Genomic DNA, 12,161 nt, shown 5'->3' with positions numbered 1-12,161 from the left:
GTTGCGGACTGCACTCCAGACGCTAGCGGCAACGGAGGCAACAACGAGGGCTGCAATGACCATGGCCTGGGGCCGCTCCATGAAGCGAAGGCCGTAGACCTGCACCGTCTGATAGCTGCTCGCCTCGAGGCCCTGCGAAAGAACGAAACCGACGACGAGAGCCGGGCGGGGCCAGTCGAAGCGCTTCATGTAAAGGCCAATCACCATCAGCACCAGGAGAGTGATGATATCGCCCCAGTCCTGGGTCGCCTGGTAGGCCGTGAAGAACATCAGCACGATGATCAGCGGTGCGAGGTAGGCGTAGCGGATAAGAGTGACCTTGGCGATCGGACCGGCAAGCACGATGGCGATGACGGCGCCGAAGACGTTGGCAAGCGCGAGCGACCAGATAATGACGAAGGTCAGATCCAAATGCGGTCCAACCATCTGGAAGCCGGGCTCGAGGCCGATAAGAACGAAAGCACCGAGCAAAAGCGCCATCGAACCGGAACCCGGTATGCCGAGAAACAGGGTCGGAACGAGATCGCCGCCGCGCACCGCGTGGTTTGCGGCCTCCGGCGCAATGACACCACGGATGTCACCCTTGCCGAACATGCTCTTGTCGCGTGAGGATTGCACGACGTGACCGTAGGCCAGCCAGTCGGCGGTAGAGGCGCCAACGCCGGGCATGATGCCGATAACGGAACCGATCGCCGAGACGCGAAGCATCAGCCACCATTCCTTCAGCGTATCGGCGATACCCTCTCGCCACCCGCTTCCCAGGGTCTTGACTTCCGCGATCGACGACCGCTGACGCATGAGGTCGATGATTTCGGGCATGGCGAAAAAGCCGAGCGCCAGAACGACCAGTGGTACGCCATCGCTGAGATAGGTCGTCTGAAAAGCATTTCGAAGTTCGCCCGTCGCGGGCGCCGATCCGATCGTGCCGATGAAGAGGCCGATACCGCAGCCCGCCAGCCCCTTCAGCGGACTGTTGCCCGTAAGAGAACCGACCATGCTGAGTGCCAGAACGATCAGCAGGAGCTGTTCGCCCATGCCGATTCCCAGAATCAGCGGTCGGGCAATGAAGACACAGAGCGTAAGAACAATGGCGCCGACCAGACCTCCCAGCAAAGATGCGGAAAACGCCGCCGAGAGCGCACGTGCGGCGTGTCCCTGTCGCGCCAGCGGAAACCCGTCCAGCACCGTCGCGGATGAAGAGCCGCCGGGGATTCCCATCAGAATGGAAGGGAACGTATCTCCCGTCGCCGTTGTCGAGAGCATGCCCATCATCAGCGAGAGAGCGGATGCCTGCTCCATGCCGTAGACAAAAGGCAATAGAAGCGCCATGCCGGCGGCACCTCCCATGCCCGGAACGATTCCGACGACAAGGCCGATCAGCACACCGAGCCAGAGGTAGAGAAAATGCTGCAAGGTGAGCAGCTCACCAAGAGCCTGTAGAACGACGGCCATATTCCTCCCCTATGATCGCTAGCTATCCCTCGCGAACGCTAAGCACGAATTGGATTGGCGTCAACAAATGATGAAAGACAATTTCATATGATGAAAAATTCGGAAGGGCGCTTGACTTTCCATTTTACGATCCATACCATATTTTGGAATTCAATTTCACCATATGAAACTTGGTAGGGTTTAGATGGTTGTGAAATCACTTTTTTCTGCTGTGGCAGCTGGTCTGCTGATGGCAATGCCGGCCTTGTCGGCCGATTTCTCCGGCAAAAGGGTCGAGATCGTCGTCCCCTATGAAGCAGGCGGCGGTACGGATCTCTACGCGCGTTTCCTGGCGCCGCTCATTTCGGCAAACCTGCCGGGAAAACCGACAGTTATCGTGACCAACATCGAGGGTGCAGGGGCGATTGCCGGCAGCAATCAATTCCAACAAAGAGCCAAGCCTGATGGCATGACACTCATCGCCGTCGCCGCTTCGGTGACGTCGAACTATGTCTTCCGCGATCAGCGCGTCAAATACAAACTCGATAGCTGGATTCCGATCATCAGTTCGCCTGCCGGAACCGTGGTCTATGGACGCCCCGATATCGGTGCGAAGAAGGCCGGTGACGTTGAGGGCTTGAAAGGAAAGCAGCTCGTCATGGGCGCCAACAATCCTTCGGGCGGCGATATGCGAGTCCTCCTCAGTCTCGATCTGCTCGGAATGAGCGTCAAGCCGATCTATGGTATCAACAGGGGTGATGCGCGCCCGTCCTTCGAGCGCGGCGAGTTCAACATCAACTTCGACTCTACACAGGCCTATCCCACGCAGGTAACGCCACTCGTGCAGGCGGGAAATGCTATCCCGCTCTTCACCTTCGGAATAGCCGACGAGCACGGGACGATCGTCCGCGATCCGACTGTTCCGGATCTTCCGACATTCGTTGAAGTCTATAAATCGCTGATGGGAAAAGATCCCGAGGGGCCGGGCTTCGATGCCTGGAAGGCGGTGTTCAATCTGAATATCATGGCCTCCAAAGCACTGGCACTTCCGGCCGGAACACCGGCAGATGTCGTGGAAGCCTACAACAAGGCAATGGCGGCAGTGGTGGAAGACCTTTCCAAGCCGGACTACAAGGAAAAAGCAGACGAAATCGTCGGCCCTTATCCGCAGGCGCTCGGCCAGCAGGCAGCCGATGTGCTTCATGGCGCGGTGAAGTTTGATGAAAGCACATACGTGTGGCTTCAGGACTGGATCAAGAAGCAAACAGACGGCTGACTTCGACCTCGCTCCGCCAAATAGATCGGCAGCTCACGCGGGGTTAGATCATGAGATCGGTCACTTCTTGGCAAGCTTCGGCTCGTGAAGCCGAAGCTTGCCACCAACCTCAAACGGGCGCGTGTTAAACCAGTTGCCAGCTCGCGCTCCCGCAATTCAGGCCTTGGGGAGTTCCGCTCCGAGTCTCAGTTCCCGCCATTCTTCGATCTCGGCAACCCGGTCCTCCATCTTGTTCGTGAGAGCACCGAAGCCGAGGGCGCAAGCACCAGATGGCGCGGCGGATTCTTCGTAGTAGATACAGAAGAAACGGAGCTCACTATCCCCCGATAAATGATGGACTAGACTCTTTTGACAAGTGCGGAAGCCAGATGCTGCCTGTGGGCGCTACAGTTTCCTATCGGTCGTGCCGGACAACGAAAAGAAAAGAAAATCTTGTTCGGTTGCGCCGTGGCCAGGTCGGCGAGTTCCTCGGCATTCATTCGAGCTTCTCACGCTGGACGGCCTCGCACATCTTATCCAGCCGGCGATCAACCTGACGAAGGCGGAAGGTCGGACCTTAAGGTCGTCGATGGCGACGTCGATTGACAGATTTCTCCAGGCCCCGTCTCCATCATTATACTCCGTCAATGGGATAAACAGCGGCGTTATCCTGTAATTCTGCAAGCCCTTGTCGGAGGAATAGCGCAGCCTGGCATCGTCCGTATTCGTCTTACGCTGCAGAAACGAAATTTCGGGTGCACGGTTCGACTCCTTTCAAGAGCGCCCTCTCTTAGTCGGAGCCCGCGCGATAGACCCAGATAGAGATCAGCGCGCGTTCGCAACGCGCACGGGGGGCTTAGTACCCACGATTTTTTGACCAACTCAGCCGCATCAACTCCCAAAACGGTTGCAAAACGATCCACGTCTTCAATGGTTGGGCGGTAAACGCTGCGCCCTAAAGACCGAATGTAGGTTCGGTTCAGGTCCGCCTGATGAGCAAGTTCTCGGCACACCCGTTTTGAAGGATCCATGTCACGAACAAGACAAGATTGACTTTGACGCCCAACCCTTCCCGCAATTCATGCCAGGCTGCGATACGCCCAGCATGCCGTAAAGCGTAACGGAAACCGGTAGGGCGGTTTTTCGGGGTTGGGCGTCTCCATGGAAAACGCACATTCGTGTTCGGAAAGACGTTCGAATTATGTGCGTGAGGCTCGCCGTCCTAGTGGCTGTCGGCTCGTGTCAGCGCATCCTGGCGGACCGTGTCGTCGACGATCTTTGCGGCGTCGAAATCGGCCGTGATACTTCCTGTCTTTTCGAGCAGCTCCTTCAGCCACCTCACGCGGTCCACGGGGATCGTCATCGCAGGATCGATCGCCTTGTATTTCACCGCTTCATCGAAAATGTAGGCTGGCCGCGGATCTTCGGCCGGCAGCTTCGCGGCGCTGCGGGCGTAATCCAGGAATTCGTCGCGATGCTGCAGGCCGTACTTTATCGCATTCATTTCGGCAGCCATGAAGCGGGTTGCCGCATCATGGCGGTCATGAATAACAGCCGGTGTCATATAGGTGCAGAGGCGCAGGAATTCGGGTGCATCCTCGAGCGCGGAGGCGAGAAGATGGTAACTCTTCTGGACGACTGGCACATAGGATGTGGAGGCGGCGACTGCGTCGGCCGAACCGGCATAAAGCGCATTGAAGCGGGCGGCATCGGTGCCGAGCGCGGCAAAATTGACGCTCCTCGGGTCGACCTTGCTGTTGGCAAGGATGACGCGCGTCAGTATGTCGGGCAACGAACTTGGAGCTGAAATGCCGATCGTCTTGCCGCTGAGTTCGGCAGGCGTCTTGATGCTGTCCTTGCTGTAGATTCCATAGGTTAGGCCCGGCCAGTAACAACCAACCATCCGCAGGTCCACGCCTTTCGACATGCCGATTAGCGGACTGCCCGGGCTGCCTTCGTAACTGTCGATCTCGCCGGCGATGAGCGCCTTGAGCGCGATCGCGTCGCTGTTGAATTTGACGAATGTGATATCGATACCCTGCTTCTTCGCGAAGTCGCGGGTCGACGCCAGCGTGGTGAAGGCCGAGTCGAGATCGGAGGCGGTGATACCGTGCTTCCACTGCGGCAGTTGCTGTGCCATCGCAGTTGCGCTGGAAAGCAGGACGGACGTGAGGAGGCAAGCTCCGATGATTCTGCGCCTGATATTCATGATTGTACGTTCCCTTTTTATGGTTAGGCCGCGCCCCTTTTGCGGCGACGGTCGGGCCGATTGACGATTGCCTTTCATATCCCCGAGGACGTCGGGCTGGATGTCCGCGCCGGTGCGTCGTCTCTTCTCAGCACGTTCCGTTCTGGCCTGATCTCCCTCAGACAGGAACGGTCGCCGAATGTCACAGCGGTCGCGGCGTGAAATAGCCGGCGTCGATCGCCTCTTTCCACAGCTCGACCATGGCGGGAACAAGCCCGAAGGGCAGGCCGTCTTCCGCACGTTCATAGGCATGCGTGCCGGCATCGAAACGGCTAAGCTCGACGCGCGGCGCGGGCCTGATGTCCGCAAAGCTCGGCAGAACCACCGACTCGTAGATCTCGGGACGATGGTCCCGGCTGAACTTGGCGATGCTGAGAAGGATCGGCGGAACCGGCTTCGGCCCCGAGAGCTCCCGAGTGTAGCCGATATAGCGTGCGACAAGCTCGTCGGTCGCGGCCTCACCGAGCTTCAGGCGGGTCGCTGCGGTGCGGGCAGCGGCCGTCAGTGCCGGAACGGATGCATAGTGGATCGGATATTCCGCCTTGAAATTCGGCTGGGTCTTCCCTCTCTCCCATTTTGCGAAGACGTCCTCGATCAGCCAGGGCAGCCGCATCAGCGCCTGCGCGCCCTCCTGATGATAGATCTCCGCACCGGAATAGCGGGCGATGTCGCGCCAGGTCCTGATATAGAGGTCGTTGAAGGGAACCGGCCATTCGATGTCCAGCATCCGCTGGTAGATGTAACCGAAGGGCGAGTTCTCCATGCCGACCACGCCCACGATGTTTCCGACGCGCTGGGTCAACATGTGCGCGAACGGGCCGCCGGTCGAATGGCCGTGCACGTAGATCGAATATTGATCCTCCGGAAACTGGCGGGCGCAGGCCGTCTTCATCGCGAGCTCGAAGGCAACGGGCCAGGCGGCCATCCGATCGTAGAACCGCGTTCCCGGTCTGGCCCGGGCATTGGTGCGCGTGCCGTAACGCGCACGCAAAGTCTGGTCCTCGACGACCTCCACCTGATCCTGCGAGATATTCTCGCCGGCCAGCCAGATCGGCAGGCGCACCGATCCGTCAGGGGCAATCGTATCTCCTGGCCAGTCGCGGGAAGGGTCGTTGAGGTTCAGCCGGCCGGGATAGGTCATGCTTGCGACGTGATATCCGTATTTGCCGGCAAGAAGGCGTGCCAGGGGTGCCATGAAGCGAAAGTCGGCGGCGCCGCCGTGAAGCAGAAAAAAACCGATCTTTCGGCCGTCGATGCCGGTCGGTATTCTGCTTTTGTCGAGCGGGGCATAGGACATGACGCCGATGTCCCATTCGAGCTCAAGCGCCTCGATGCGGAAGATATGTTCGGTTTCCACGATCGGCATGCTTGGCCGGGCCAGCAGCTTCTCGGAGGTCAAAACCAGCTCTTCGCGGCTGATGGTATGTGGCGCCCGCCAGTTGATCATATCCGTATAACTCCCAATCTCGAAAACAGGTCGACCCGGGACGTCAGGCAGCGGCATCCGCCTCCGCGACCTGCGACATCGTCTTGAGGTGCCCGTCGAGTTTCTTCAGAAGGGTTTTCAGCGTCGCGACCTCTTCGGCGGACAGTCCGCTTTCCATCGCTTCGGCGAGCAAACAGGCGCGCGGGAGAAACCGGTCCATGAAGGATTCGCCGTCTTTGCTCAGAGCCAGTTTCTTGCTTCGACGATCATCAGCATCGGGAATCTCTTTTATCAAACCGCGCTTGACGCAGCTGTGCGCCGCGCGGCTGATGCTCACCTGATCCAGCGAAATACGTTCGCTGATCTCTTTGGCGGAAATGCTGCCGAACCTGCTGATCTGCGCGAGAAGGCGCCATTCCGTGATCTTCATGCCGAATTTCGTGTAGACCGCATCGCAGGTACGGGACATTTTTCGTGCCACCGATGGCAGCAGATAAAGCAGGAATTCCTCGTTATTGAACTTCTCTTCAAAGGCGTTCATCCGGGTCCCAATGTCCGCTGGCCAATTAGTTTCATATGAGATGATATCTTGTGAAAATAGTTGTCAAGACAGCGTCGGGCGCTGCAGACGAGGATTTCGGGTCAATTCAGTCGACGGAGAAGCTGGAGAGGGCTTGGAGCCTGTGCAACATACATAGTTTTTTCAATCGCTTACCGTGGATAAAATTCTCCTCGAAAATCAGCTCTAATAAATTCGCTCCTTTGCCCATTTTTTTGCCTTGACTATTTTTTCGGCCAGTCCTTAGATATCGGTGTGAAATATCACTGTGATGGAAGAAAAATTTAAGAGGAACTTCGGAGTGAAACCACCCATCTTCTCCTTCCCGGCAGTTCTGCACAGCGGCTCTGAGGTCAACCAAAGCGAAATCGATATCCAAAGCGCAATCGTCGCCGGCTGGACCGGTCGCGACACCGCTGCGCTTGAAAAGCACATCGCCGAACTGGAGGAGTTGGGCGTCAAGCGCCCCGCTTCGACGCCGGTCTTCTATCGGGTCGCCTCCACCCGGTTGACCACACAGAACGCGGTCGAGGTCAGTGGCGAAGATTCCAGCGGCGAAGTCGAATTCGTGCTGATGAAAGTTGACGGGCGGATGTGGGTCGGCGTCGGTTCCGACCATACGGACCGCAAGGTCGAAACCTATAGCGTGACCGTCTCGAAGCAGATGTGCGACAAGCCGATCTCCCCGGAATTCTGGGCATATGAAGATGTCGCATCGCACTGGGACAAGCTCGTCCTGCGCTCCTACATTCACGAAAATGGTCAGCGGGCTGTCTACCAGGAAGGGTCGGTGGCCGGCATGCTTCCTCCCGACGGCTTGCTCAGTCGCTGGAATGACGGCGGTCTTGAGGACGGCTCGCTCATGTTCGGTGGAACACTTGCCGTGCATGGCGGGATACGCCCGTCGAGCCGCTTCGAGATCGAAATAGAAGATCCGGTCCGCGACCGCAGGATCAGCCACGCCTACGACATCATCACACTTCCGGTGGCTGGCTGATGTCGCCAAAAATCACGACATTGCCGAACCTGGGCACGGACGAGGAGGAGGGCGGGCGTCGCTCACTTCGCGATGTCGCCTACGACATGATCAAGCAGAGGATTACGACCTGTGCCTACAAGCCGGGGGAGTATCTCAACGAGGCACTCGTTTCGGCAACGCTCGGCATCGGCCGCACACCTGTCCATCAGGCAATCGACCGCCTGAAGGTCGAGGGGCTCGTGGAAGTGATGCCGCGCAAGGGTATCATCGTCAAGCCGATCAGCCTCGATGAGGTCATGCAGATCATCGAAGTGCGCCTGCTCAACGAATGTTACGGCGTGCGGCTCGCCGCAACGCGAGCCAGTCAGACCGAGATCGATCAATTGGCCGATGTGCTTGCGCGTTCCAAGGACGGCATGGCGGCCCGTGACAATGAAATGATGATGGCGCTCGATCGCGAGTTTCACGGCATCTTGGCGCAGGCATCGCGCAACGATGTGCTTGGTGAGCAACTTGGCCGTCTGCACGACCGCTCACTGCGCTTCTGGATCATCTCGCTCAATGCGCCGGGTCATCTGCAGAAGGTTTACGAAGAGCATCAGGCGATCCTGACGGCCATTCTCGATCGCGATGCCGATGCCGCCGAACAGGCGATGCGTCTGCATATCGAGGACTTCCAGCGAAACATCATAAGAAGTGCGGCGCCTGGGCAATCGATGCCGGTGTGGAATGAAGGAGGCTCGAAATGACGACGAACCCGCAAGTATTGATTTCCGGCGGAGGCCCGGTCGGCTTGTTCTGCGCTCTCCTGCTTGGACGGCAGGGCGTTAGCGTGCGGGTATTCGATGTCAATGCGACACTGCAGCGTGATCCGCGGGCAGCCACGACCCATCCGGCGACCCTGGAGGTTCTCTCTGCCGTCGACGGTCTGGTCGAGGACATGGCAAGGGTCGGCCTCGTCGCGCCCATCTTCCAATTCTGGGATCGTCCATCGGGACGTCTCGTTGCCGAGTTCGACCATGCCATGCTCGTCGGCGAAACCAAATTCCCTTACGTGATCCAGTGCGAACAATTCAAGACGTCGAAGCTGCTGCTCGAGCGCGTGACGCAGCTTGCCAATGTCGAGGTTCTGTTCGAGCACGAAGTGCTCTCGGTCGAGCAGTCGACGGACGGTGTCCAGGTTTCCGTCAAGGGTCCGAAAGGAATCACCACGCACAAAGGATCATATCTGATCGGTGCGGATGGTGGCCGAAGCATCGTACGCAAGCAATTCAATATCGCCTTCGAAGGCTTTACCTGGGACGAACGGTTCATCGTTCTTACGACGCCATTCGATTTCCTCAAACATCGCGGCTACTCCTATCGCAGCTACTTCGCCGATCCGGACGAATGGTGCAATTGCTTCAAGGTCGCAGCAGACGCACCGCCCGGCCTGTGGCGGGCGGTTTTCCCGACCAATCCGGCGCTGCCGGAAGCCGAGCTGATGAGCGACGAGGCGGTGCAGGCGCGGCTTCAGAAATTCTTCCCGTCCGAACAGCCCTACGAGATCATCCATCGTAATCTCTATACGACACACCAGCGCGTCGCGACGACGTTCCGGTCCGGCCGCGTGGTGCTTGCTGGCGACGCAGCGCACGTCAACAATCCGATCGGTGGCATGGGGCTGAACGGCGGCCTTCAGGATGCTGGCAATCTCTGTGAGAAGTTACTCGCTATCTTGCTGAATGGCGCTGACGATCGGTTGCTCGATCTCTACAGCCTGCAGCGGCGCACCGTTGCCACCGAATTCGTCCAGGAACAGTCGATTGCCAACAAGCGGCAGCTTGAGGCCCGAGACGAGGAAACGCGTCAGCGCAATTTTGACCAGCTGTCGCAGGTCGCAGCCGATCCTGACAAGGCACGCGGGTTTCTGCTGCGCGCCTCGATGCTGTCGGCCCAGCGCCGGGTCGCGAACCTGAGCCTGGAGGCGGCCTGATGTCCGTTGCCGCTGCCCCTTCCAGCACACGGCCCTATCTCAAGGCCGCTCCGGCTTTCGCCGCGGGAAATGATACCCCGCGCGCGTTTCTGGAACGCTGCCTGGCCGTCATCGACGAGCGGGAGACCGATATCGGCGCCTTCGTCGAACTGGATATGGCGGGCGCGCGGCAGACGGCAGATGCGGCAGCGGATCGCTGGCGGTTGGGAAGGGCGATCTCGCCGATCGACGGGATGCCGCTCGGCATCAAGGATATCATCGAGACGATCGACATGCCGACCGGCATGGGGTCGCCTCTGTTCGAGGGCTGGCGATCGGACCGGGATGCGGCTAGCGTCAAGGCATTGCGGGAAGCCGGTGCAATCATCGTCGGCAAGACGGTGACCACGGAATTTGCGGCAACCCAGCCGGGCAAGACGCGCAATCCTCACGACCGTGAGCGGACACCCGGCGGATCGAGCAGCGGTTCTGCTGCTGCGGTGGGCTGCGGCATGCTCAGCGCGGCGCTTGGAACCCAGGTCATCGGATCCATTATCCGACCGGCCGGCTATTGTGGCTGCATCGGCTTCAAGCCGACGGTCCACGCCCTCAATCGCGGCGGCAGCCACGATTATATGAGCCAGAGCGCGATCGGCGTATTGGGCGCGGATCTCGCCGATACCTGGCAGGTGGCCCGCGAAATTGCCGCGCGCTGCGGCGGAGATGCGGGATACCAGGGCCTGTCCGGCCCGATGGCCCTGCCGAAGATGCAGCGTCCCGCCCGGCTTGCCCTGGTGCGCACGGCCGGCTGGCCATCCGCACCGCAGGAGGCGATCGATGCCTTTTCTCGCGCCTGTGATCGGCTGGCCCTCGTCGGACTGGATATCGCCGATGCCGAAAGCGATCCGCAGCTCGCTGAGCTGGAAAGTGCAATCGAGCACGCACAGGAACTCAGCCGGCGGATCAACGCCTGGGAGTCGCGCTGGCCGCTCAATACATATCGGGACCGCGATTTCGCCAAGCTGAGCCCCGTGATGCAAACCAGACTGAGGCAGGCGGAAGCCATGTCCCAGGAAGATTACGGCAGGGCGCTTGCCGAGCGCGATGCCGCGCGGAGTGTCCATGCCGTGCTTGCCGGACATTACGATGCCGCCATCACGCTGTCGGCGCCGGATGTCGCGCCGCTCGGCCTCGCCTCGACGGGCGACGCCACCTTCGCCGTTCCGGCCTCGCTGCTCGGCGTGCCGGCATTGTCATTGCCTTTGCTGCGGATGGGAAAGCTGCCGCTCGGCCTGCAGATTATCGGATTTGCCGGTGCCGACGAGAACCTCTTTTCCCTCGCCGCCTGGCTTTCAAATCATCTCAACTAGAGACGTCGCATCATGTCCGAAAAACCGTCGCCCATTCCTGCTTCCCCGAACAAATATGCGCCGTCCGGTGGGCCGGAGCGCGGCTATCTCGATCCCCGGGAGATCGTTGCCATGAACGAGCCTGTGCCACGCTGACCGCGGAATACGGGCGGTACGCCTTACCGGCCGCGACGCGCGGCGAAGGGCGGATGTGATCGATAGCGGAATAGGAAATCAGCATGGCGTCCATCGACAAATTCGAAGATCACTGCTGGAAGGACGTCATTCCTCCGGAGGATATCGAGCTCTACGCGACCTATCGCCGGGAGACCTTCGTCGGCCCGCATCCGGCGCTCCTGATGATCGATCACTACAATATCGTCTACAAGGGTGGTCCGGGCTCCCCTTACGAGCTGGAAAAGCAATACCCGAACAGCTGCGGCATATATGCCCATCAGGCGATCGAACCGACGAAGCACCTGCTCGCCGCCGCGCGTCGGGCCGGGCTCCCGGTCTTCTTCTGCACCAAGGACATTGCCGCGCACAGCAAGCCGCCGAACACGGTGTCGACCAAGCGTACCCAGCATCCGGTCATGCCCGGCGACTATGACATCTATCACGAATTCGAGGTGCTACCGACCGATGTGGTGATCCGCAAGCAGCGTGCCAGCATGTTCCAGAGCACGCCGCTGCTCTCGCATCTGAACCTGCTCGGGGTCCGCAGCGTGATTGTCTGCGGCGAGGCGACGTCGGGTTGCGTGCGCGCCAGCGTGATCGAGGCCTTTTCCTCCGGACTGCATGTGACGGTCGCTGAAGAATGCACCTTCGACCGGGCACCGCTCACTCACAAGGTCAACCTGTTCGATATGCACCACAAATACGCCGACGTCATGCATGTCGACGAGATCATCGCGCATCTTTCGGACATGAAGAGCGTGGGGGACGCCGCCTGATCCCTAT

At 59.5% G+C, this 12,161-nt stretch carries 11 protein-coding genes; 7 read left to right on the top strand and 4 right to left on the bottom strand.

From position 1 onward, the window contains the following. Nucleotides 1–1,452: tripartite tricarboxylate transporter permease (locus tag ACPYOJ_RS20455; RefSeq protein ID WP_481417881.1), on the bottom strand; the 1,452-nt coding region annotated here is incomplete at its 3' end. A gap of 184 nt (nucleotides 1,453–1,636) precedes the next feature. Between ACPYOJ_RS20455 and ACPYOJ_RS20450 the strand changes: the two genes are divergently transcribed. Continuing rightward, nucleotides 1,637–2,707, top strand: a complete 1,071-nt coding sequence (locus ACPYOJ_RS20450; protein WP_481417880.1) for a Bug family tripartite tricarboxylate transporter substrate binding protein — start codon at nucleotides 1,637–1,639, stop codon at nucleotides 2,705–2,707. A 1,201-nt stretch (nucleotides 2,708–3,908) separates the two neighbouring features. Here ACPYOJ_RS20450 and ACPYOJ_RS20445 read toward each other — a convergent pair. From ACPYOJ_RS20445 to ACPYOJ_RS20435, 3 genes are all read right to left on the bottom strand, one after another. Continuing rightward, on the bottom strand, nucleotides 3,909–4,895 hold the full coding sequence (locus tag ACPYOJ_RS20445; RefSeq protein WP_481417879.1) for an ABC transporter substrate-binding protein: 987 nt from the start codon (nucleotides 4,893–4,895) through the stop codon (nucleotides 3,909–3,911). A gap of 181 nt (nucleotides 4,896–5,076) precedes the next feature. Beyond that, the gene (locus tag ACPYOJ_RS20440) at nucleotides 5,077–6,381 is read right to left on the bottom strand and encodes a hypothetical protein (RefSeq protein WP_481417878.1); all 1,305 of its coding nucleotides are present in this window, start codon (nucleotides 6,379–6,381) and stop codon (nucleotides 5,077–5,079) included. Between the two features lie 43 nt (nucleotides 6,382–6,424). Beyond that, nucleotides 6,425–6,901 (bottom strand): MarR family winged helix-turn-helix transcriptional regulator, encoded by a 477-nt coding sequence (locus ACPYOJ_RS20435; RefSeq protein WP_481417877.1) that lies wholly within the window; start codon nucleotides 6,899–6,901, stop codon nucleotides 6,425–6,427. A 319-nt stretch (nucleotides 6,902–7,220) separates the two neighbouring features. On the opposite strand from ACPYOJ_RS20435, the gene ACPYOJ_RS20430 reads away from it, so the two are divergent. From ACPYOJ_RS20430 to ACPYOJ_RS20405, 6 genes are all read left to right on the top strand, one after another. Continuing rightward, complete coding sequence (locus ACPYOJ_RS20430; protein WP_481417876.1) at nucleotides 7,221–7,916, top strand: DUF2848 domain-containing protein; 696 nt, start codon at nucleotides 7,221–7,223, stop codon at nucleotides 7,914–7,916. Further along, nucleotides 7,916–8,647 carry a GntR family transcriptional regulator gene (locus tag ACPYOJ_RS20425; protein ID WP_481417875.1) on the top strand — a complete coding sequence of 244 codons (732 nt, stop codon included), beginning with the start codon at nucleotides 7,916–7,918 and terminating at the stop codon, nucleotides 8,645–8,647. The genes ACPYOJ_RS20430 and ACPYOJ_RS20425 overlap by 1 nt, the downstream gene beginning before the upstream one ends. Next, nucleotides 8,644–9,873 (top strand): FAD-dependent oxidoreductase, encoded by a 1,230-nt coding sequence (locus ACPYOJ_RS20420; protein WP_481417874.1) that lies wholly within the window; start codon nucleotides 8,644–8,646, stop codon nucleotides 9,871–9,873. The genes ACPYOJ_RS20425 and ACPYOJ_RS20420 overlap by 4 nt, the downstream gene beginning before the upstream one ends. Then, nucleotides 9,873–11,222 (top strand): amidase, encoded by a 1,350-nt coding sequence (locus tag ACPYOJ_RS20415; RefSeq protein WP_481417873.1) that lies wholly within the window; start codon nucleotides 9,873–9,875, stop codon nucleotides 11,220–11,222. Before ACPYOJ_RS20420 ends, ACPYOJ_RS20415 begins: the two co-directional genes overlap by 1 nt. A gap of 12 nt (nucleotides 11,223–11,234) precedes the next feature. Continuing rightward, nucleotides 11,235–11,357, top strand: coding sequence for a hypothetical protein (locus ACPYOJ_RS20410; protein ID WP_481417872.1), 123 nt, complete (start codon nucleotides 11,235–11,237; stop codon nucleotides 11,355–11,357). Between the two features lie 83 nt (nucleotides 11,358–11,440). Beyond that, nucleotides 11,441–12,154, top strand: coding sequence for a cysteine hydrolase family protein (locus ACPYOJ_RS20405; protein WP_481417871.1), 714 nt, complete (start codon nucleotides 11,441–11,443; stop codon nucleotides 12,152–12,154). Nucleotides 12,155–12,161 lie beyond the last annotated feature (7 nt).

This window comes from Rhizobium sp. SVR5-9E (assembly GCF_056755095.1).
This window is presented reverse-complemented; position numbering and strand designations above follow the sequence as displayed.